Annotated in this window: 15 protein-coding genes; 14 read left to right on the forward strand and 1 reads right to left on the reverse strand. The window is 75.0% G+C overall.

Going from position 1 to position 21,311, the window contains the following annotated elements; translation table 11 throughout:
* Positions 1 to 3: 3 nt before the first annotated feature.
* The 4 genes from ACZ6J5_RS21905 (at position 4) to ACZ6J5_RS21920 (ending at position 2,168) form a co-directional block, all read left to right on the forward strand.
* Positions 4 to 789 (forward strand): type II secretion system F family protein, encoded by a 786-nt coding sequence (locus tag ACZ6J5_RS21905; protein WP_469394204.1) that lies wholly within the window; start codon positions 4 to 6, stop codon positions 787 to 789.
* 296 nt (positions 790 to 1,085) lie between these two features.
* On the forward strand, positions 1,086 to 1,313 hold the full coding sequence (locus tag ACZ6J5_RS21910; protein WP_469393929.1) for a DUF4244 domain-containing protein: 228 nt from the start codon (positions 1,086 to 1,088) through the stop codon (positions 1,311 to 1,313).
* Entirely contained in the window at positions 1,300 to 1,659 is a 360-nt protein-coding gene (locus tag ACZ6J5_RS21915) for a TadE family type IV pilus minor pilin (protein WP_469393931.1), read from the forward strand. The genes ACZ6J5_RS21910 and ACZ6J5_RS21915 overlap by 14 nt, the downstream gene beginning before the upstream one ends.
* 62 nt (positions 1,660 to 1,721) lie before the next feature.
* A complete protein-coding gene (locus ACZ6J5_RS21920) occupies positions 1,722 to 2,168 on the forward strand; it encodes an Rv3654c family TadE-like protein (RefSeq protein ID WP_469394206.1) in 447 nt (148 codons plus the stop codon).
* Here the strand turns inward: ACZ6J5_RS21920 and ACZ6J5_RS21925 are convergent.
* Positions 2,107 to 4,587: a DEAD/DEAH box helicase gene (locus tag ACZ6J5_RS21925; protein WP_469393933.1), complete on the reverse strand. Its 2,481-nt coding sequence runs from the start codon at positions 4,585 to 4,587 to the stop codon at positions 2,107 to 2,109. The genes ACZ6J5_RS21920 and ACZ6J5_RS21925 overlap by 62 nt on opposite strands.
* A 79-nt stretch (positions 4,588 to 4,666) precedes the next feature.
* Between ACZ6J5_RS21925 and bldG the strand changes: the two genes are divergently transcribed.
* From bldG to ACZ6J5_RS21975, 10 genes are all read left to right on the forward strand, one after another.
* Complete coding sequence (bldG, locus tag ACZ6J5_RS21930; protein WP_046910178.1) at positions 4,667 to 5,020, forward strand: anti-sigma factor antagonist BldG; 354 nt, start codon at positions 4,667 to 4,669, stop codon at positions 5,018 to 5,020.
* A 34-nt stretch (positions 5,021 to 5,054) separates the two neighbouring features.
* The gene (locus ACZ6J5_RS21935; RefSeq protein ID WP_469393935.1) at positions 5,055 to 5,513 is read left to right on the forward strand and encodes an ATP-binding protein; all 459 of its coding nucleotides are present in this window, start codon (positions 5,055 to 5,057) and stop codon (positions 5,511 to 5,513) included.
* Positions 5,514 to 5,699: 186 nt separating this feature from the next.
* On the forward strand, positions 5,700 to 8,054 hold the full coding sequence (locus ACZ6J5_RS21940; protein WP_469393937.1) for a sodium-translocating pyrophosphatase: 2,355 nt from the start codon (positions 5,700 to 5,702) through the stop codon (positions 8,052 to 8,054).
* 165 nt (positions 8,055 to 8,219) lie between these two features.
* A complete protein-coding gene (locus tag ACZ6J5_RS21945; protein WP_469393939.1) occupies positions 8,220 to 8,843 on the forward strand; it encodes a small secreted protein in 624 nt (207 codons plus the stop codon).
* Between the two features lie 252 nt (positions 8,844 to 9,095).
* The gene (locus tag ACZ6J5_RS21950; RefSeq protein ID WP_469393940.1) at positions 9,096 to 10,628 is read left to right on the forward strand and encodes a DUF7059 domain-containing protein; all 1,533 of its coding nucleotides are present in this window, start codon (positions 9,096 to 9,098) and stop codon (positions 10,626 to 10,628) included.
* Positions 10,629 to 11,028: 400 nt separating this feature from the next.
* Entirely contained in the window at positions 11,029 to 11,226 is a 198-nt protein-coding gene (locus ACZ6J5_RS21955) for a hypothetical protein (protein ID WP_469393942.1), read from the forward strand.
* Between the two features lie 235 nt (positions 11,227 to 11,461).
* Positions 11,462 to 14,338: a type I DNA topoisomerase gene (gene topA, locus ACZ6J5_RS21960; RefSeq protein WP_469393944.1), complete on the forward strand. Its 2,877-nt coding sequence runs from the start codon at positions 11,462 to 11,464 to the stop codon at positions 14,336 to 14,338.
* Positions 14,339 to 14,444: 106 nt separating this feature from the next.
* The gene (tmk, locus tag ACZ6J5_RS21965; RefSeq protein WP_469393946.1) at positions 14,445 to 17,870 is read left to right on the forward strand and encodes a dTMP kinase; all 3,426 of its coding nucleotides are present in this window, start codon (positions 14,445 to 14,447) and stop codon (positions 17,868 to 17,870) included.
* Between the two features lie 95 nt (positions 17,871 to 17,965).
* Positions 17,966 to 18,709, forward strand: a complete 744-nt coding sequence (locus ACZ6J5_RS21970) for an ABC transporter ATP-binding protein (RefSeq protein WP_469393948.1) — start codon at positions 17,966 to 17,968, stop codon at positions 18,707 to 18,709.
* On the forward strand, positions 18,706 to 21,255 hold the full coding sequence (locus ACZ6J5_RS21975; RefSeq protein ID WP_469393950.1) for an FtsX-like permease family protein: 2,550 nt from the start codon (positions 18,706 to 18,708) through the stop codon (positions 21,253 to 21,255). Before ACZ6J5_RS21970 ends, ACZ6J5_RS21975 begins: the two co-directional genes overlap by 4 nt.
* Positions 21,256 to 21,311 lie beyond the last annotated feature (56 nt).

Raw genomic sequence — 21,311 nt, forward strand, 5'->3', positions numbered from 1 at the left:
GTGCTGCTCGTGCTGCTCTGCGCCTTGGTGCCGGTGGCGGGCGCGGCGGTGGCCGACCAGCGCCGTGAGCGGCGGCTGCGCCACCGGGCCGCGGCGCTGCTCGCGGGCCGCTCTGATCCGGGACCGGTTCCGGGACCGGTTCCGGGACCGGCGTTAGGGCCGACCCGACCGCGCCGCTCCTGGCCGCCGCCCCGGCTGCGGGCCTGGGCCGTTCCCGGGGCGGCGGGTGTGGGCGGGTACGTGCTGATCGGCGGGGTGCCGGGTATCGCCGCCGGGATCGGAGCGGCCTGGCTGCTGAGGCACCTGCGCGCTCGCAAGGCGGCGGGCGGGACGCCGGAGGATCCGGAGACCGTACGCCGGCTCCCCCTGGCGGCCGACCTGCTGGCGGCCTGCGCCTCGGCGGGGGCGGGCCCGGGGGAGGCGGCGGAAGCGGTGGGCCGGTCCCTGGGCGGGCCCGTCGGCGACAGCCTGGTCCGGACGGCGGCGGAGCTGCGGCTGGGCGGGGAACCGGCCGAGGTGTGGCGGAGGTTCGGCGCGCTGCCGGGCGCGGAGGGCCTGGCCCGCTGCCTGGAGCGGGCCGCCTCCTCCGGGGCGCCCGCCGCCGAGGCGGTGGCACGGCACGCCGAGGGCCTGCGCGCGGCCCGCGCCCGCGCGGCGGCGGTCCGCGCCCAGCGGGCGCAGGTCCTGATCACCGCGCCGGTGGGGCTCTGTTTCCTCCCTGCCTTCCTGGCCGTGGGGGTGGCCCCGGTGGTCATCGGCCTGGCGACCGGGCTTCTGGGCGGCGGCTGAGGACGCGGGCGCCAAGGCCCAGGCCCAGGCCCAGGCCCAAGGCCAGGCCCAAGGCCAGGGCGAAGCAGGGAGGTGTCACGACCGGCGAGATCGACGCGTGCGATGCGACTGGACGACCGACGAAGGACAAGGAGACGGACACGATGCGAATGCCGACGACTACTGCGACGACTGCGATGACGACCGTGCCAGGGGCTGTGACGGGGGCTGCGATGACGACTGCGACGGGGTCTGTGACGGGGGCTGCGACGACGAATGCGGTGGGGGTTGGGGTGCCCCTCGTGGAAGGGCGGGCGGTGGTGCGGCTGCTGCGGATCGGCGCTTTCAGGGCCGTGTTCCGCGGCTGGTGGCGGGTGCGACGGGAGGCGGTGCGCCGGGACGCGGGGATGAGCACGACGGAGTACGCGATGGGCACGATCGCCGCGGCGGCGTTCGCGGCCGTGCTGTACAAGGTGCTGACCAGCGGGGCAGTCACGAAGGCGCTGGAATCGGTGATCGGGAAGGCGCTCGATGCGCCGTTCTGACCGGGGTTCGGTGACCGCCGAGACCGCGGTCGCGCTGCCCGCGCTGGTGCTGTTCACGGCGACCCTGCTGTGGGCCCTGGGCGCGGCCGGGGCGCAGATCCGGTGCGTGGACGCGGCCCGCGCCGGCGCGCGGGCGGTGGCCCGGTCCGAGCCGGTGGAGGCGGCGGAGGCGGCGGCGCGGGCCGCCGCCCCGGACGGGGCCAGGGTCATCGTGGCCCGCTCCGGCGAGCTGTGGCGGGTCACGGTGGAGGCCCCGGCGCCCGGCCCCGGCGGCCTGGGGCTGACGCTCCGGGCCGGGGCGGCGGCGCTGGCCGAGGACACGGTGGGGGAGGCGATGGTGCCGTGAGGGGCGGCGACCGGGGATCGGCGACCGTGTGGACGGCGTTCGCGGCCTGCGCCCTGTGCGTGGTGTTCGGGGCCGTGCTGGCGCTGGGCCAGGCGGTGGCGGCCCGGCACCGGGCGGGCGGGGCGGCCGATCTGGCGGCCCTCGCCGCGGCCGACCGGGCCCTGTGGGGTGAGGCCGACGCCTGCGCCGCCGCTGCCCGGGTGGCGGCGGCGCAGGGGGCCACCGTGGTCGGCTGCCGGGTCCGGGAGGACATCGCGGACGTCACGGTCCGGGCGACCGGCGGCCCCTGGTCCGTCGAGTCCACCTCCCGAGCCGGACCTGCGGGTCTGCCGGGTCTGCCGGGTCCGCCGGGCTTCGGTGGGGCGGGGGGCCTGCGTGACGGCCGGGGCCTCTCGGCGGGCCCGGACCGCCGGGCGGACCGGCGAGGGTCCTCGGCTCCGCTCGGGGTTACGGGGAGGGGGCGGGCTCCTCCGGGGGCGGTTCCGGGGACTCGCGGAGGAGTTCGGTGAGGAGGCGGATCGCGCCTCGTTTGTGGAGGGGGTCGTTGCCGTTGCCGCACTTGGGGGACTGGATGCAGGACGGGCAGCCGGAGTCGCACTCGCAGGAGGCGATGGCCTCGCGGGTCGCGGAGAGCCAGGCGCGGGCGGTGTGGAAGGCGCGTTCGGCGAAGCCGGCGCCGCCGGGGTGGCCGTCGTAGACGAAGACGGTCGGGAGCAGCGTGTCCGGGTGGAGCGGGACGGAGACGCCGCCGATGTCCCAGCGGTCGCAGGTGGCGAAGAGCGGCAGCATGCCGATGGAGGCGTGTTCGGCGGCGTGCAGGGCGCCGCCGAGGATCTCGGGGTTGATCCGGGCCGTGTCGAGCTGGTCCTCGGTGACCGTCCACCACACGGCCCGGGTGCGCAGGGTGCGGGGCGGCAGGTCCAGTTTGGTCTCGCCGAGCACCTCGCCGGTGATCAGGCGGCGGCGGAGGAAGGAGACGACCTGGTTGGTGACCTCGACGGAGCCGTAGCAGAGGCGGCCGGCTCCCCAGGGGATCGCGGTGTCGGTGGACAGGACGGAGATGGAGGTGGTGTCGCGGGCGGTGGTCGAGTAGGGCGGGGCGGCCTCTTCGACGAGGGCGACGGAGTCCTTGAGGTCGAGTTCGCGGACGAGGTAGGTGCGGCCCTGGTGGAGGTGGACGGCGCCCTCGTGGACGGAGGCGTGTGAGGCGGCTTCGTCGACGGTGCCCAGCAGCCGGCCGGTGCCCGTCTCGACGATCTGGACCGGGCTGCCCCCGTCGCCCCGGATGTCGGTGAGGTCGGCGGCCCGCTCCCGGCGGGTCCAGTACCAGCCGGTGGAGCGGCGGCGCAGCAGGCCGGCCGACTCCAGCTGGGGGAGGAGGTCCGGCACGGCGGGGCCGAAGAGGGCGAGGTCGGTGTCGGTCAGGGGGAGTTCCGCGGCGGCGGCGCAGAGATGGGGGGCGAGGACGTACGGATTGTCGGGGTCCAGGACCGTGGATTCCACCGGGCGCTGGAAGATCGCCTCCGGGTGGTGGACCAGGAAGGTGTCCAGCGGGTCGTCGCGGGCGACCAGGATCGCCAGCGCGCCCTCGCCCGAGCGCCCGGCGCGGCCCGCCTGCTGCCACAGGGAGGCGCGGGTGCCCGGGTAGCCGGCGATGACGACGGCGTCCAGGCCCGAGACGTCCACGCCCAGCTCCAGGGCGGTCGTGGCGGCCAGGCCGAGGAGTTCGCCCGAGTGCAGGGCGCGCTCCAGGGCGCGGCGTTCCTCCGGCAGGTAGCCGCCCCGGTAGGCGGCGACCCGGCGGGCCAGGGAGCGGTCGACCTCGGCGAGGCGTTCCTGCGCGATGACCGAGATCAGCTCGGCGCCGCGCCGGGAGCGGACGAAGGCGACCGAGCGCACGCCCTGGACGGTCAGGTCGGTCAGCAGGTCGGCGGTCTCGGCGGTGGCGGTGCGGCGGACCGGGGCGCCCTGTTCGCCGTGCAGTTCGGTCAGCGGCGGCTCCCAGAGGGCGAAGACCAGTTCGCCGCGCGGGGAGGCGTCGTCGGAGACCTCTGTGACCGGCAGGCCGGTCAGGCGGGCGGCGGCGTGGGCGGGGTCGGCCGAGGTCGCCGAGGCGAGGAGGAAGACGGGATCGGCCCCGTAACGGGCGCAGACGCGGCGCAGCCGGCGGACGACCTGGGCGACGTGGGAGCCGAAGACGCCCCGGTAGGTGTGGCACTCGTCGATGACGACGTAGCGGAGGGAGCGCAGGAAGGAGGACCAGCGGGGGTGGGACGGGAGTATGCCCCGGTGGAGCATGTCGGGGTTGGTGAGCACGTAGTTCGCGTACTGGCGGACCCATTCTCGCTCCTCGACCGGGGTGTCGCCGTCGTAGACGGCGGGCCGGATCCGGTTGCCGAGCGGGGCGGCGAGCTCGCGTACGGCGCGCCGCTGGTCGGCGGCGAGCGCCTTGGTGGGGGACAGGTACAGGGCGGTGGCGCCGCGCCCGTTGGCGGCCTCGGCGCCGTCCAGGAGGGTGGAGAGCACGGGGGCGAGGTAGGCGAGCGACTTGCCCGAGGCGGTTCCTGTGGCGATCACCACGGAGGTGCCGTCCAGGGCGTGCTCCGCGGCCTCGGCCTGGTGGGCCCAGGGGTGCTCGATCCCGGCGGTCCGGATGGCGTCGATCACCTCCGCGCGGATGCGGTGCGGCCAGACGGCATGGCGGCCCTCCCGGGCGGGCAGATGCTCCGTATGGGTGATGCGCGCGGCCCGGCTCTCGCCAGTGGAGAGACGGTCGAGCACCTGACCGGGAGAGGGGCGGTTGCCCGTCTCCCCGGCGGGTCGGCGGGGGCGGTGATTCTTGGCCATCGGCATCGAGTGTGTCACCGGCGTGACGGACAATGCTTCCAAGGCGTCGTGCATGGCAGTCGGTAAGTGATTGAATGCCATCGCGGCCGGCGTTCCGTCCCGTGACTCCGCACGGGAGTTCCGAGGGACGGCCGCTCGATAGCTAGGTGCTGGAGGACCCGTGGACCTGTCTCTGTCGACTCGCACTGTGCCCGGCCCGTCTGGCGACCGCACGGTCGTCGAGGTCGGTGGCGAGATTGATGTGTATACCGCGCCCAAGCTGCGCGAGCAGTTGGTCGAGTTGGTGAACGACGGCAGCTACCACCTGGTTGTCGACATGGAAGGCGTGGACTTCCTCGACTCGACCGGCCTCGGCGTGCTGGTGGGCGGTCTGAAGCGCGTGCGCGCGCACGAGGGGTCGCTGCGTCTGGTGTGCAACCAGGAGCGCATCCTGAAGATCTTCCGGATCACCGGACTCACCAAGGTGTTCCCGATCCACACCTCGGTCGAAGAGGCCGTCAACGCGGCCGACTGATCCGTGTAGCCGCCCAGGACCCCAGGGGGATCTCATGGCCACCGTTGAACTCCTCTTCAGCGCTCAGCCCGAGCACGTCCGCACGGCCCGTCTCGTGGCCGCCGCGGTCGCCCGCCGGGCCGGGGTCGACGAGGCGGTCCTCGACGAGGTCAGACTCGCAGTCGGCGAGGCGTGCTCCCGCGCGGTCGGGCTGCACCGCAGCAACGGGGTCACCACCCCCGTCCGCGTCGTGCTCACCGAGGAGGAGAAGACCTTCTCCATCGAGGTGGGCGACGAGGTGCCGGGCGCGGGTGTGGCGGCGGCCGACGCCGCCGGTGTGCCGGGGGCGAGGGACGCCGCCCCGGCCGAGGACTTCGACGACGCGGACGGTGAGGACGAGATGGGTCTCGCGGTGATCCGCGGGCTCGTCGACGACGTGGAGGTGAGCGCCGGCGAGGACGGCGGCACCATCCGCATGAGCTGGCCCGCCCACCCGGACGCAGCCCTCGCCTGATCCGCAGCGGTCCGAAGAAGCAGGAGGAAGAGGTCCCGCCTTGTGCGGGGCCTCTTCCTCGTTCACGGGGGAGTGTTAGCGCGTTCGGCGGTATGCGTGCCGCTGTTGTTAGTCGTTGTCACCTTTTGGCACGAATTTCTTCTTAGACTCCGCCCTGTCTTGGCCTCGCGTACGTCAGGAGGACGAATGGCGGGTCTCGCAGCCGCGGTGCTCACTCAGGAGAACCGGGTCGTCGTGGGCGTCGTCGCGGCCGTGGCGCTCGCCGCGCTGGTCGTGGCACGGATCCTGGTCCGGCAGGTGCTGGCGGCCGGTGAGGGCACGGAATCCATGCGGCGGATCGCGGCGGCCGTGCAGGAGGGCGCCAACGCCTATCTCGCCCGGCAGCTCCGTACCATCGGCGTCTTCGCCGTCGTCGTGTTCTTCCTGCTGTTCCTGCTGCCCGCCGACAACTGGTCGCAGCGGGCCGGACGGTCGCTGTTCTTCCTGGTGGGCGCGCTCTTCTCGGCGCTCACCGGGTATCTCGGGATGCGGCTCGCCGTCCGCGCGAACGTGCGGGTCGCCGCCGCGGCCCGGGACGCCACCCCCGGACCCGGGGAACCGGAACGGGACCTGACAGATGTGGCTCACCGGGCGATGAAGATCGCGTTTCGTACGGGTGGCGCCGTCGGCATGTGCACCGTCGGCCTCGGCCTGCTCGGCGCCTCCTGCGTCGTCCTCGTCTACGCCGCCGAGGCGCCCAAGGTCCTGGAGGGCTTCGGGCTCGGGGCCGCGCTCATCGCGATGTTCATGAGGGTGGGCGGCGGCATCTTCACCAAGGCCGCCGACGTCGGCGCCGACCTCGTCGGCAAGGTCGAGCAGGGCATCCCCGAGGACGACCCGCGCAACGCCGCCACCATCGCCGACAACGTGGGCGACAACGTCGGCGACTGCGCGGGCATGGCCGCCGACCTCTTCGAGTCGTACGCCGTCACGCTGGTCGCCGCCCTGATCCTCGGCATGGCCGCCTTCGGGGACCAGGGCCTCGCCTTTCCGCTCATGGTGCCCGCGATCGGCGTCGTGACCGCCATGGCGGGGATCTTCGCCGTCTCCCCCCGGCGCGCCGACCGCGGCGGGATGACCGCCATCAACCGGGGCTTCTTCCTCTCCGCCCTGATCTCGCTGGTCCTCGTCGGCGTCGCCGCCTTCGCCTACCTGCCGTCCTCCTACGCCGGCCTCGAAGGCGTCACCGACCCCGGCATCCCCGGCCACGAGGGCGATCCGCGGGTCCTGGCGCTCGTCGCGGTCGCCATCGGCATCGTGCTGGCGGTGCTGATCCAGCAGCTCACCGGCTACTTCACGGAGACCGGCCGGCGCCCCGTCCGGGACATCGGGAAGTCCTCGCTGACCGGCCCCGCGACCGTCGTCCTGGCGGGCGTCTCGCTCGGCCTGGAGTCCGCCGTCTACACGGCGCTGCTGATCGGCCTCGCCGTCTACGGGGCGTTCCTGCTCGGCGGCGGCTCCGTCATGCTCGCGCTGTTCGCGATCGCCCTCGCCGGCACCGGGCTGCTGACCACGGTCGGGGTGATCGTGGCGATGGACACCTTCGGTCCCGTCGCCGACAACGCCCAGGGGATCGCCGAGATGTCCGGCGACGTCCAGGGCGCCGGGGCGCGGGTCCTCACCGAGCTCGACGCCGTCGGCAACACCACCAAGGCGATCACCAAGGGCATCGCCATCGCCACCGCCGTGCTCGCCGCGGCCGCGCTCTTCGGCTCGTACCGCGACGCGATCGCCACCTCGGTCGCCGAAGTCGGGGCCAAGGCCGGTGAGATGAATCTCTCCATGGACATCTCGCAGCCCAACAACCTGTTCGGGATGGTGCTCGGCGCCGCCGTCGTCTTCCTCTTCTCCGGGCTCGCCGTCAACGCCGTGTCGCGTTCGGCGGGCGCCGTGGTCTACGAGGTGCGGCGGCAGTTCCGGGAGCACCCCGGGATCATGGACCGCACCGAACAGCCCGAGTACGGCCGGGTCGTGGACATCTGCACCAAGGACGCGCTGCGCGAGCTCGCCACGCCCGGGCTGCTCGCCGTCCTCGCGCCGATCGCGGTCGGCTTCGCGCTGGGCGTCGGCGCGCTCGGCGCGTACCTCGCCGGGGCCATCGCCACGGGCGCGCTGATGGCCGTCTTCCTCGCCAACTCCGGTGGCGCCTGGGACAACGCGAAGAAGCTGGTCGAGGACGGCCTGTACGGCGGCAAGGGCAGCGAGGCGCATGCCGCGACCGTCATCGGGGACACGGTCGGCGACCCCTTCAAGGACACCGCGGGGCCCGCGATCAACCCGCTCCTGAAGGTCATGAACCTGGTCGCGCTGCTGATCGCGCCCGCCGTGGTGCGGTTCAGCTACGGGGACGGCGCCAGCGCCGGTCTGCGCGCCCTGATCGCCGCCCTGGCGCTGCTGGTGATCGTGGGCGCGGTGCGGTTCTCCAAGCGGCGTTCGGTGGCCGTGGAGGGCGGTCCGGCGGAGCGGAACGGGTCCTCCCGAGGGGTCGGCGTCATTCGGTGACGTTCGGTCAAGGTGAGGGCCGAGCCTGTCTTCTGACGTGACCTCCGCCCCTGTACCCTTGGTGTAAAAGGCTGCAATATTGGATGAATCGGTCGCACGATCGGTGGAAGTCATCCGTACGGCGTGTATGTTCCGGGGCCGAGAGCCTTGGAAGGGACCGATCCGGTGAACAAGAAGCTAGCCGCCGCGCTGTCCTGCGGTGCGGTACTGGTGCTCGCGCTGTCGGGTTGCAGTGACGACAAGGGCGACAAGGTGAACGACTGGGCGAAGACGTTCTGCGACCAGGCGCAGCCGCAGATCCAGAAGCGGGCCGACGCCAACCAGCTGATCATCTCCACGGCCGCCGACGGCAAGCCCGAGACGATCAAGGCCGCCGACTCGAAGGCCTTCGCCGACATCGCCGCCGCCGACCGCGCGTTGGCCAAGGCCGTCGAGAGCGCGGGAGCGCCGCCGGTCGACAACGGCGAGAAGATCCAGCAGGACGCGATCAAGCAGTTCAACGCCACGGCCGTGGCGTACGAGGGCCTGAAGAAGCAGGTCGACGCGCTGGACACGTCGAACCAGCAGAAGTTCGCGGACGGCCTCAAGGCCGTCTCCGAGGGCCTGGGCAAGATCCAGAACATGGACCAGGACGCCGTCGCCAAGCTCCAGGCCGGCGAGCTCGGACAGGCCATGGCGAAGCAGCCGAGCTGCCAGACGCCCCAGGGCTCCGCCAAGCCGAGCACCTCGGCCTCGCCGAAGGCCGGCTCCACGCCCGACACCAAGGCCACCACCTCGGCCAAGCTGTAGGCCAACGCCTCGGCCGAGCTGTAGGCCAACGCCTCGGCCGAGCCGTAGGGCGCCGGGAGGAGGGCCGGTCCGGCGCGCGGCGCGGGGCCGGCCCTCCGGCGCGTCCAGGGTCCCGCCGACGCCCGTCCGTGACGCGTCCGCGTCCACGGCGCGTCCGGGCCGCGTCCGACGGGTCCGTACGGGGCCCGTCCGGAGCGGCCGTGGCGCGTACGCGGCTGTCGGTGGCGGCCGTTGTCGGTGGTGCCCGTCACAATGGGGCACGTGAGTACGACCAGCACGACCCCCAGCCTCCCGGTGCCCACGCACGCCGCCCGACTGCGTGAGGCGCTGCTCGCCGCCGACTTCACCGCCGACGGTCTGCTCGACCTGCTCGGCGCCCAGGCCTATGCCGCGCTCGCCCGCAGCGAGACGGTCCCGGCCCTCCGGGCGACCCGTGGGGACTCCCCGCTGGAGACCCTCGTCCGGCTCTTCCTGCTCCAGGACGCCGTCGCGTCCGAGCGTGCCGCCGCCGCGCTGCCGCTGGAGGAGGCGCTCGCCGACGGCTGGGTCGTCCGGGAGGACGGCTCCGTGCGCGCGAGCGTCGACGTCCGGCCGTACGGCGGGCCCGACGGCGAGGACTGGTTCATCGTCTCCGACCTGGGCTGCGCGGTCGGCGGGGCCGGGGGCATCGGCAAGAAGGACGAAGGGGTCGTCCTCGGGGTCGGCGGGGCCTCCACCACCCTCGCCGGGATCACCGTCCGGACCCCCGTCGCCACCGCGCTCGACCTCGGCACCGGCTCCGGCATCCAGGCGCTGCACGCCGCGCAGCACGCCACGCTGGTCACGGCCACCGACCTCAATCCGCGCGCCCTCGACTTCACCCGCCTCACCCTCGCCCTGTCCGGGGCCAGGGGCGCCGAGCTGCTGACCGGCTCGCTCTTCGAGCCCGTCGACGGCGACACGTACGACCTGGTCGTCTCCAACCCGCCGTTCGTGATCTCCCCGGGCGCCGGGCTCACCTACCGGGACGGCGGCATGGGCGGCGACGACCTGTGCCGCACCCTCGTGCAGGAGGCGGGGGAGCGGCTCAACGACGGCGGATACGCGCAGTTCCTCGCCAACTGGCAGCACGTCGAGGGAGAGGAGTGGCAGGACCGGCTGCGCTCCTGGGTGCCGCGCGGCTGCGACGCCTGGATCGTGCAGCGCGAGGTCCAGGACGTCACCCAGTACACCGAGCTGTGGCTGCGGGACAGCGGCGACCACCGCGGCGACCCGGACGCGTACCGGGAGGCGTACGGGCGGTGGCTCGACGAGTTCGAGGCGCGGAAGACCAAGGGGATCGGCTTCGGCTGGATCACCCTGCGCAAGAGCGCGGCCGTGGCCGCCGGCGACGCCGAGCCCTCGATCGTCGTCGAGGAGTGGCCGCACCCCGTCGAGCAGCCCCTCGGCGACACCGTGCGCGCCCACTTCGAGCGCCAGGACTATCTGCGCGGCCGGGACGACGCGGGCCTGCTCGCCGACCGGTTCACCCTCGCGCCCGAGGTGGTCCAGGAACAGGTCGGGCTGCCCGGCGCCGAGGACCCCGAGCACGTGCTGCTGCGGCAGAACCGGGGGATGCGGCGGGCCACCCGGGTGGATCACGTGGCGGCCGGGTTCGCCGGCGTCTGCGACGGCACGCTCAGCGCCGGGCGGATCCTCGACGCCATCGGGCAGCTCACCGGCGAGGACCCGGTGCTGCTGCGCGACCGCACCCCGCAGGCGATCCGCCTCCTGGTCGAGGAGGGCTTCCTGCTGCCGGTGGTCTGAGCGGGCGCGGTCCCGGGGCCTGGCGGTCAGCGGGCGCGGTTCCGGGACCGGCGGCGGCTGCCCGTCCGCTCCGTCCCTGCGCCCGGCTGCCCGTCCGCCCGTCCGTCTCGCCCGGCTGCCCGTCCGCCCGTCCGTCTCGCCCGGCTGCCCGTCCGCCCGCCCGGCTCGCCCGGCTCGCCCCGCTCGCCCGTCCGCCCGTCCGCCCGCCCGTCCGGTCCGCGTGAGGACGTGACGAAGAAGGCCGGGCGTACCGGGGAGTACCGGGGAGTACCGGCCATCCTCGTGAAACCGGCCGGGCGGCTCCGTGGCGTTCACCGCGAATTCGCTCCGCTGACGCCGGGGGGTGCCAGCCTCGCTCCAGGGAGCCGGAGACGGCACGCGAGCGGAACGGGGTACGGGCATGGAGAGCGGGCCGGCGATCTTCGCGGGAGGGGCGTTCACGCTGTTCGGAGCCGCCCTGCTGGTGTGGACGGGGGTCCGGGTGGCGCAGGGCGAGCCCGTCGCGCTCGGCGTCGCGCCGAGGTCCGCCGCCGTCCTGGCGGGCCTCTCCGGCGTGGCCTTCCTCCTTCTCGGGATCTGGTGCTTCGGACGTCCGTGAGGGCGCCCCGGCGGAAGCCTCGCCCCGCCGGTCCGGCAGTCCGGGCGGCAGGAAGGGCAGGAGTCGGGTTACCGTTCGAGTGGCCGTTGCGGGCTTTCGCCGTTTGACACGGGGGCGGGTTGTACCGTCACACTCCGCAGCGACGGCAGTGTCACCCGAGTGCCACCGCCGTGCGAGCCAGCACCGTACGTACGCAGTGCGTGCCGGAGAGCGTCGACCGGAGAGAAGAGCCAAGTTGTCCCCGACCAGCGAGACCGCACAGGGCGGCCGTCGACTCGTCATCGTCGAGTCGCCTGCCAAGGCGAAGACGATCAAGGGGTACCTCGGCCCCGGCTACGTCGTCGAGGCGAGCGTCGGGCACATCCGCGACCTCCCGAGCGGCGCCGCCGAGGTGCCCGAGAAGTACACCGGCGAGGTGCGCCGCCTCGGTGTCGACGTCGACCATGACTTCCAGCCCATCTATGTCGTCAACGCCGACAAGAAGGCCCAGGTCAGAAAGCTGAAGGAGCTGCTCGCCGAGTCCGACGAGCTCTTCCTCGCCACCGATGAGGACCGCGAGGGCGAGGCCATCGCGTGGCACCTCCAGGAAGTCCTGAAGCCCAAGGTCCCGGTCCACCGGATGGTCTTCCACGAGATCACCAAGGACGCGATCCAGCAGGCCGTCGCCAACCCGCGCGAGCTGAACAAGCGCATGGTCGACGCCCAGGAGACCCGCCGCATCCTCGACCGCCTCTACGGCTACGAGGTCTCGCCGGTCCTGTGGAAGAAGGTCATGCGGGGCCTGTCCGCCGGCCGCGTGCAGTCCGTCGCGACCCGGCTCGTCGTCGAGCGCGAGCGCGAGCGCATCGCCTTCCGCTCCGCCGAGTACTGGGACCTCACCGGCACCTTCGCCACCGGCCGCGCCGGTGACCCCTCCGACCCGTCCTCGCTGGTCGCGCGTCTCGCGACGGTCGAGGGCAAGCGCGTCGCGCAGGGCCGTGACTTCGGTGCCGACGGCCGCCTGAAGAGCGAGAACGTGCTCCACCTCGACGAGGAGAAGGCCCGCGCGCTCGCCGCCTCCCTCGCCGACACCCGCTTCGCCGTCCGCTCGGTCGAGTCGAAGCCGTACCGCCGCTCCCCGTACGCCCCCTTCCGCACCACGACCCTCCAGCAGGAGGCGAGCCGGAAGCTGGGCTTCGGCGCGAAGGCGACCATGCAGGTGGCGCAGAAGCTGTACGAGAACGGCTTCATCACCTACATGCGTACGGACTCCACGATCCTGTCCGACACGGCCGTCGGCGCCGCCCGCGCCCAGGTCACGCAGCTCTACGGCGCCGACTACCTGCCGGAGAAGCCGCGCGTCTACGCCGGTAAGGTCAAGAACGCCCAGGAGGCGCACGAGGCGATTCGTCCTTCGGGTGATCGTTTCCGCACCCCGGCGGAGACCGGCCTGACCGGCGACCAGTTCCGCCTCTACGAGCTCATCTGGAAGCGGACCGTCGCCTCCCAGATGAAGGACGCCACCGGCAACTCCGTCACCGTGAAGATCGCCGGCGCCGCCGCCGACGGCCGCGACGTCGAGTTCTCCGCCTCCGGCAAGACGATCACCTTCCACGGCTTCATGAAGGCGTACGTCGAAGGCGCCGACGACCCGAACGCCGAGCTCGACGACCGCGAGCGGCGCCTGCCGCAGGTCGCCGAGGGCGACGCGCTCGCCGCCGAGGACATCACCGTCGACGGCCACGCGACCAAGCCGCCGGCCCGCTACACCGAGGCCAGCCTGGTCAAGGAGCTCGAAGAGCGCGAGATCGGGCGCCCCTCGACGTACGCCTCGATCATCGGCACCATCCTCGACCGCGGCTACGTCTTCAAGAAGGGGACGGCGCTCGTCCCGTCCTTCCTCTCCTTCGCCGTCGTCAACCTCCTGGAGAAGCACTTCGGGCGGCTCGTCGACTACGACTTCACCGCCAAGATGGAGGACGACCTCGACCGCATCGCGCGCGGCGAGGCCCAGGCGGTGCCGTGGCTGAAGCGTTTCTACTTCGGTGAGGGCGGCTCCGGCGCCGAGGGCGCGGGCGGCGCCGCCGACGCGGGCAACGGCGACGGCGACCACCTCGGCGGGCTCAAGGAGCTCGTCACCGACCTCGGCGCCATCGACGCCCGCGAGATCTCCTCCTTCCCCGTCGGCGACGGCATCGTGCTGCGCGTCGGCCGCTACGGCCCCTACGTGGAGCGCGGCGAGAAGGACCAGGAGGGCCACCAGCGCGCCGACGTCCCCGAGGACCTCGCGCCCGACGAGCTGACCGTCGCCTACGCGGAGGAGCTGCTCGCCAAGCCGAGCGGCGACTTCGAGCTGGGCACCGACCCGGTCAGCGGCAACCCGATCGTCGCCAAGGACGGCCGCTACGGCCCGTACGTCACCGAGATCCTCCCCGAGAACACCCCGAAGACCGGCAAGAACGCGGTCAAGCCGCGCACCGCCTCCCTCTTCAAGTCGATGTCCATCGACACGGTGACCCTCGACGAGGCGCTCCGGCTGATGTCGCTGCCCCGTGTCGTCGGCGCCGACGCCGAAGGCGTCGAGATCACGGCGCAGAACGGCCGCTACGGCCCGTACCTCAAGAAGGGCACCGACTCGCGGTCGCTCACCGACGAGGAGCAGCTGTTCACGATCACGCTCGACGAGGCGCTGGCGATCTACGCCCAGCCCAAGCAGCGTGGCCGCGCCGCCGCCAAGCCCCCGCTCAAGGAGCTCGGCACCGACCCCGTCAGCGAGAAGCCCGTGGTCGTCAAGGACGGGCGCTTCGGCCCGTACGTGACGGACGGCGAGACCAACGCGACCCTGCGCACCGGCGACAGCGTCGAGACGATCACGCCCGAGCGCGGCTACGAGCTGCTGGCCGAGAAGCGGGCCAAGGGTCCGGCGAAGAAGGCGGCCAAGAAGGCGCCCGCCAAGAAGGCCCCGGCGAAGAAGACCGCCGCGAAGAAGACCACCGCGACCAAGACGGCCGCGGCGAAGAAGACGGCCGCCAAGAAGACCACGACGGCCAAGAAGACCACGACGGCCAAGGCCACGGCGGCGAAGAAGACCGCCGCCTCCGCCTCGACGACGGCGGCGGCCGACGGCGAGTGACGCTCGTCCCGCGACGGGGAGGGCAGGGGCCGCGGCCCCTGCCCTCCCCGTCTGTTTGTTCGGGCGGAGGCCGCGGGGAGCAAGGGCGTCCGGATAGGGTGGACGGATGACGCGAGCAGAGCAGCCAGACACCACCGCCGCACTCGTCGCCGATTCCCGGGAGCGCGCCGTCCGCTCCCTGCTGCGCCACCAGCCGCTGCGGCGGCTGTGGAGCGCCCAGGCCCTCGGCGGCACCGGCGACGCGCTCGCCGTCCTCGTGCTCCTCCTGCTCGGGCTCCAGGCCGCCGTGGCCGAAGGCGCCCTCGGCGGGGGCTACCGGGGCGCGGCCTTCGCCGTCGCCGCCGTCATCGGTACGCGGATCCTCGCCGCCGTCCTCTTCGGCGCCGTCCTGCTCGGCCCGCTCACCGCGCTGACCGCGCCCGACGGCCCGCTCGACCGCCGCTGGACCATGGTCGGCGCCGACGGACTGCGGCTCGCGCTGCTCGTCGTCGCCCCGCTGTGGATCGACTGGACCTCCGACAAGGCGCTCTGGTTCCTGCTCGGCACCGTCTTCGTCACCGGAGCGGCCGAACGCCTCTGGACCATCGCCAAGGACGGCGCCGCCCCCGCGCTGCTGCCCGCCCCGCCGATCGAGGGCGCCGCCGTCCGCCCGCTCCCGGACCACCTGGGCGCGCTGCGCACCCTCAGCCTGCGCACCGGCTTCCTCGCCGTGCCCGCCGCCGCCGGCGTCCTGCTGCTCGCCACCCTCGTCGGCAACCTGCTCGGCAGCGGCGTCGACTGGTTCTCGCGGCACCAGGCAGCCCTCGGCTCCTACGTCGCCGCCGGGCTGTTCGCCGCCTCCCTCTCCGTCCTGGTCCCGCTCACGCTGCCCGGCGGCCGGACCCCGCGCCCCCGCTCGCCCCTGGAGGGCCTGCGGCTGCCCGCGGAGAAGGGCCGCACCGGCGCCCTCCCGTTCTTCGTGTTCGCCTGCGGCACCGTCGCCGGAGCCATCGCCGCCGCCGCGGCCGTCGCCGTCCTGCACGCCTACGACCTGGGCGGCGGGCCCGTCACGTACACGCTGCTGATCCTCGCGCTCAGCGGCGGCACCGCCCTCGGCATCCGCACCGCCGGCTCGGTCCTCATCGCGCTCTCCCGGCGCCGCCTGCTCGCCCTCGCCGTCGCCGTCACCGGCATCGCGCTGCTCGCCATGGGCCTGGTCCCGGACACGGCCACCGTCCTCGCGCTGGCCGCCCTCGCCGGGTACGCCGCCGGGGTCGCCGCCCGCACCGGGCACAGCCTCGTCGACCAGGAGACCGAGGAGGCCCGCGGGCCCCGCGTCACCGAGCACCTCCAGGCCGTGTCCCGCGCCGCGATGGGCGCGGGCGCGCTGGCCGCCCCGCTGCTCGCCGCCGCCATCGGGCCGCACCGGCTCGCCTCCGGATCCTTCGTCTTCGCCCACGGCGGCGCCGCCTTCACCCTGATCCTGGTCGGCGCGCTGCTGCTGCCCGTCGCCGCGCTCGTCCTCGCCAAGACCGACGACCGCGCGGGCGTCCCGCTGCGCCGCGACCTCGGCGACGCCCTGCGCGGCGCCGACCCGGCCCAGGCGCCCTCCCCGACCGGCTTCTTCATCGCCCTGGAGGGCGGCGACGGCGCCGGCAAGTCCACCCAGGTCGAGGCCCTCGCCGAGTGGATCAGGGCCAAGGGCCACGAGGTCGTCGTCACCCGCGAGCCCGGCGCCACGCCCATCGGCAAGCGGCTCCGCTCGATCCTGCTCGACGTCTCCAGCGCCGGCCTGTCCAACCGCGCCGAGGCGCTGCTGTACGCGGCCGACCGCGCCGAACACGTCGACTCCCTGGTCAAGCCCGCCCTGGAGCGGGGCGCCGTCGTCATCACCGACCGGTACATCGACTCCTCCGTCGCCTACCAGGGCGCCGGCCGCGACCTCTCGCCGACCGAGATCGCCCGCATCAGCCGCTGGGCCACCGACGGCCTCGTCCCGCACCTCACCGTGCTCCTCGACGTGTCGCCCGAGACCGCCCGCGAGCGGTTCACCGAGGCGCCGGACCGGCTGGAGTCCGAGCCGCCGGAGTTCCACGCGCGCGTGCGCGCCGGGTTCCTGGCCCTCGCCGCCGCCGACCCCGGCCGCTACCTCGTCGTCGACGCCGGCCAGGAGCCGGAGGCCGTCACCACCGCCGTGCGCCACCGGCTCGACCGGGTCCTGCCGCTCTCCGAGGCCGAGGTGAAGGCGCAGGAGGAGGCCCGCCGCAAGGCCGAGGAGGACGCCCGCCGCCGCGCCGAGGAGGAGGCCGCCCGCAAGGCCGAGGAGGAGCGCCTGGAGCGCGAGCGCCAGGCGCAGCTCGCCAAGCTGCGCGCCGAGGAGGAGGCCCGCCGCAAGGCCGAGGAGGAAGAGGCCCGCCGCCTGGAGGCCGAGCGCCAGGCCGAGGAGGCCCGGCAGCGCGCCGAGGAGGCCCGGATCGCGGCCGAGGAGGAGCGCAAGCGGCGCGAGGCCGAGGAGAAGGCCCGCCTCGCGGAGGAGGAGCGGCGCCGCAAGCAGGCCGAGGAGGAGGCCCGGCTGCGCGCCGAGGCCGAGGAGCGGCGCCTGGAGAAGCAGCGCAAGGCCGAGGAGGCCCTGGTCCGCGCGGAGGAGGCCCGCCGGCTGGCGGAGGCCGCCGCCGCGAAGGCTGCGGAGGAGGCCGCCCGCAAGGCAGCCGAGGAGGCCGCGCGCAAGTCCGCCGAGGAGGAGGCCGCAGCCGCCGCGCTGGCGGCCGAGGCCCAGCGGAAGGCCGCCGCCGCGGCGGCGCAGGTGAAGGCCGAGGAGGAGCGGGCCTCGGCCCGCGCCGCCGAGGAGAAGAGGCAGCGGGCGGCGGAGTCCGGTGCCCGGGGCGCGAGCGGGGCTGTGGCCGGGGGCGCGGCCGGGGCCGGGACTGGGGCCGGTTCCGGCGCCGGTGCCAAGGCCAAGGCCGGTGCCGGTTCGGGTGCCGGTTCGGGTGCCCGGAGGAGCGTCGAGGAGTCGGCGAACGAGGTCACCGTCGAGACGCCGATCGTGAAGCCCGGCGGGACCCCCGCCGGAACTTCGGCCGGAGCATCGGCCGGGACCCCGGACCACGAGGTCACCGTCGTCACGCCCGTCGTGTCCCCGAACGAGGTCACCGTCCCCACTCCGATCGTCCGCCTCGACGACGAGACGGCGGTCCTGCCCCGCGTCCGGGACACCCGGGACACCCGGGACACCCGTGCGGCCAAGGGGGGCGCCCCCGCGGAGAGCGACAGCGAGCGGACGGCGGTGCTGCCGACCGTACGGGACACCGCTCCGGCCGACCGGGTGCCGCAGGACTTCTTCCGGGACGCCGACGCGGCGGGCTCCGAGGACCGCACCCGCGAGCTGCCCCAGCTCGACGAGAACGGGCGGCCCAAGCGCCGCTCCGACTGGGCCGAGGACACCCCGCTGGACGACCTCCCGACCCTCGCGGACGAGCTCCTCGGGCCGCACGACGAGGAGCGCGGCGACGGGCGTGACGGGCGCGGCGAGAAGGGCGGCCGGGGCCGCCGCTGACGCGCCCGGCCCGGTCGGGGGTGGAGCCCGCTCCACCCCCGACCGGCCAGCCTGCGCCATACCATCCTGACCTGCGCTTTTCTAGCGTGGTCGGTATGACCACAGCACTTTCCCTCGACGCGGTGAGCCGGGTCCACGACGGCGGGCTCCGCGCGCTCGACTCGGTGAGCCTCACCGTTCCGCGCGGCCGGTTCCTCGCGGTGATGGGCGCCTCGGGCTCCGGCAAGTCCACGCTGCTGCGCTGTGCGGCCGGCCTGGAACGCCCGACGGCCGGCACGGTCCGGATCGGGGACACCGACCTCGGGCGCCTGAAGCCCGCCGAACTGACCCGGCTGCGGCGCGACCGGGTCGGGTTCGTCTTCCAGTCGCTCAACCTCGTCTCCGCGCTCGACGCGCGCGAGAACGTCGCCCTCCCACTGCTCCTCGCCGGTGCCCCCGACGACGGCCGGGCGCTGGCGGGCCTGGCCGCCGTGGGGCTGGCCGACCGGGCGGGCGACCGGCCCGAGAGGCTCTCCGGCGGGCAGCGGCAGCGGGTCGCGGTCGCCCGCGCGCTGGTCACCGAACCCGAGGTGGTCTTCGCCGACGAGCCGACCGCCGCGCTCGACCCCGTCACCGCCGCCGAGGTCCTGAACCTGCTGCGCCGCGCCGTCGACGAGCACGGCCGCACGGTCGTCCTGGTCACCCACGACCCGGCCGCCGCCGCCTGGGCGGACGAGGCGGTCTTCCTGCACCGGGGCCGGATCACGGGCGTCGTGGAGCGGCCCGACGCCGAACGGGTCCGCGCGATGTTCTGGTCCGGAGCCGCCCGCGCGGTGCGCCGCCCGGCGGTGGCCCGATGAGCGCGGCGCGGCTGCTGGCCGCGCGGGCGCTGCGGGTCCACCGGCGCGAGTGGGCGGCGGTGTTCGCCGCGGTCGCGCTCGTCTCGCTGCTGCTCGGCGCCCTCGCCGTGACCGCCGGCTCGCTGGGGCTCGGGCACGCGCGCGTGGAGCGGTACGCGGCGGCGGACGTGGTGGTCGCGGGCGACCAGCGCGTCCAGCACACCGCCCGCCCCTGGGGCGGCGAGCCGACCACCGCCACGGCCCCGCTGACCGAGCGGGTCGGCGTACCGGCGAAGGCGGCGGAGCTGCTGCGGGGCGTGCCGGGGGTGCGGGCGGTGGTGCCGGACGACGGGTTTCCCGTACGGGATGCCGGTGCGGTGGGTGCGGAGGGCGCCGGGGGCGTACGGGATGATGCCCGTCCGGTGGGTGCGGAGGGCGCCCCGGCCGTACGGGAGTACTCCGGGCGGTCGTGGGACGCGGCCCGGCTCGGGGGGTACGGGCTCACCGCGGGGCGGGCGCCCGGGGCGGCGGGCGAGGTGGTCGCCGGGGGCGGCTCCGGCGTGCGCGTCGGGCAGGAGCTGGCCGGGTACCGGGTCGTCGGGCTCGCCGACGGGCCGGCCGCCACGCTGTACTTCGGCGCCGCCGAGGCGCGACGGCTCGCCGGGCACCCCGGCCGCCACGACGCGATCGGTGTGCTGGCCGCGCCCGGCGTACCCGTCGACACCCTCCACGCGCGGGTGCGGCAGGCCCTCGACGCGGGCGGGCTGCGGGAGGCGCGGGCCTTCACCGGGGACGGCAGGGGCGGCGTCGAGGACCTGCGGGCCCTGCCCGCGCGGAACGTGCTGCTCCAGCTCCTCGCCGCCGTGGCCGGGACCGTCCTCCTGGTCGCCGCCCTCGTCCTGACCTCGCTCGTCGCGCAGGCCCTCCACCAGCGCGCGGGGGAAAGGGAGTTGCTGTACGCCGTCGGCGCCTCGCCCCGGCAGGTGCGGGCCGCCGCCGGGCGCGAGGTGAGCCGGGTCGCGGGCGTTGCGGCGGTGCTCGGCGCGCTCGGCGCCGTACCGGCGGCCCTGGCGCTCCGGGCGGCACTGGGCGCGCGCGGGCTGCTGCCCGGATCGCTCGAACTCCCGCTCCCGGTCTGGCTGTTCGGGGCCGTTCTGCTGACCGCCGCCCTGACCCTGGGGCTCGCGCGGGGCGTGGTCGTCTGCGCCCTGGCGCGCCGGGGCCGGGCGTCCGGCGGCGGGGCGCGGCCGGCCTTCGGCATCGCCCTGCTGGCGCTCGGCGCGGGGGCCGCCGGGACCGCGACCCTCCAGTCCGGCGAGGCGGCCGGGGCCGCGGCGGGCGCGGCGACGGTGACGCTCGTGGCGGGCTGCGCGGTGCTCGGGCCGTGGATCGCGGCGGCGGCCATGCGGGTGGCGGGGCCGCTGCTGAACCGCTTCGGCGGGGTGCCGGGGCGGCTCGCCTCGGCCGGGGCGGCGGCGCACTCGCGCCGGCTCGGCGCCGCGCTGGTCCCGGCCGTCCTGGTCACGGCCTTCGCGACCGTCCAGCTCGCGGCGGGCGCCACCGCCGAGCGCGCGGCGGAGCGGCAGGCGCGGACGGCGATGACGGCGGACTTCGCGGTGACGGGGTCCGGCTCCGGTGCCGACGGGGGCACCGGTCGCGCCGGGGTCACCGCGGCCGAGGTGCGGCGGCTGCCCGGGGTGACGGCGGCGACCGACGTGCTGCGGTCCAGCGTCGTCCTGGCAGGTACCGAGGCGGGCGCGCCCCGGCTCGACCGGCTGCCGGTGCTGGGCGTGGACGCGGCCGGTCTGCCCGGGGCGCTGGACCCGGGCACGGTCGCCGGGGACCTCGCGGGGCTCGCCCGTCCCGGCACGGTCGCGGTCGGCGCGGACCGGGCCGACTCCCTTGAGGTGGGGCCCGGTTCGACGGTGGAGCTGCGGTTCGACGACGGGGCGCCGAGGCGGCTCACCGTGGTCGCGGTGTACGAACGCTCGCTCGCGCTCGGCGAGTTCCTGCTGCCCGCCGCCGAACTGGCCGCGCACATGGGCGATCCGCGTCCCGCGCGGGTGCTCGTGTCGGGGCCGGGCGGGGCGGCCGTACCCGGGGCCGTGGCCGGTCCGGAGCCGGAGCGGGTCGTCGCGGACGGGGCGGCGGCGGGGAGCCTGGTGTCGGCGGTCGTCGTCGCTGCGGTCGGCGCGCTCACGGTGCTCTGCGTACTGAGCACCCTCGCCCTCGTCGGCGCGGGCCGCCGGGACGAACTGCGGCTCCTCGCGCGGGTCGGCGCCGCCCGCCGGGGCCTGCGCGCGATGCTGCGGCTGGAGGCGCTCTTCCTCGCCGGGACCGGGCTCCTGCTGGGCACCGCCGTCGCCGCGCTGCCGCTGACCGCGTTCGCCTGGGCGCTCACCGGCGGCCTGCCCTACCTGCCGCCGTGGCAGGCGGGGCTGATCGCGGGGACGGTGCTCGTGACGACGTACGCGGGGACGGTGTGGCTGGGCGGGCTCGGGCCGGACGAGGGGGCTCGTGGGGCCCGTGGGGCTGGTGGAGCTGGTAGGGCTCGGTGGGGCCAGTAGAGCCTGTGGGTTCTGTAGGTCCTGTGGGTTCCGTGGGGCGCCACCGGCTCAGGCGC

Source organism: Streptomyces sp. NPDC042100, from assembly GCF_055582325.1.

Bases quoted from the DNA above. Each gene is read 5' to 3' on its own strand.
- ACZ6J5_RS21915 (WP_469393931.1), top strand. From the start codon at position 1,300: ATGCGCCGTTCTGACCGGGGTTCGGTGACCGCCGAGACCGCGGTCGCG.
- ACZ6J5_RS21925 (WP_469393933.1), bottom strand. From the start codon at position 4,587: ATGGCATTCAATCACTTACCGACTGCCATGCACGACGCCTTGGAAGCA.
- ACZ6J5_RS21935 (WP_469393935.1), top strand. From the start codon at position 5,055: ATGGCCACCGTTGAACTCCTCTTCAGCGCTCAGCCCGAGCACGTCCGC.
- ACZ6J5_RS21940 (WP_469393937.1), top strand. From the start codon at position 5,700: ATGGCGGGTCTCGCAGCCGCGGTGCTCACTCAGGAGAACCGGGTCGTC.
- ACZ6J5_RS21950 (WP_469393940.1), top strand. From the start codon at position 9,096: ATGGGGCACGTGAGTACGACCAGCACGACCCCCAGCCTCCCGGTGCCC.
- ACZ6J5_RS21955 (WP_469393942.1), top strand. From the start codon at position 11,029: ATGGAGAGCGGGCCGGCGATCTTCGCGGGAGGGGCGTTCACGCTGTTC.
- tmk (WP_469393946.1), top strand. From the start codon at position 14,445: ATGACGCGAGCAGAGCAGCCAGACACCACCGCCGCACTCGTCGCCGAT.
- ACZ6J5_RS21970 (WP_469393948.1), top strand. From the start codon at position 17,966: ATGACCACAGCACTTTCCCTCGACGCGGTGAGCCGGGTCCACGACGGC.
- ACZ6J5_RS21975 (WP_469393950.1), top strand. From the start codon at position 18,706: ATGAGCGCGGCGCGGCTGCTGGCCGCGCGGGCGCTGCGGGTCCACCGG.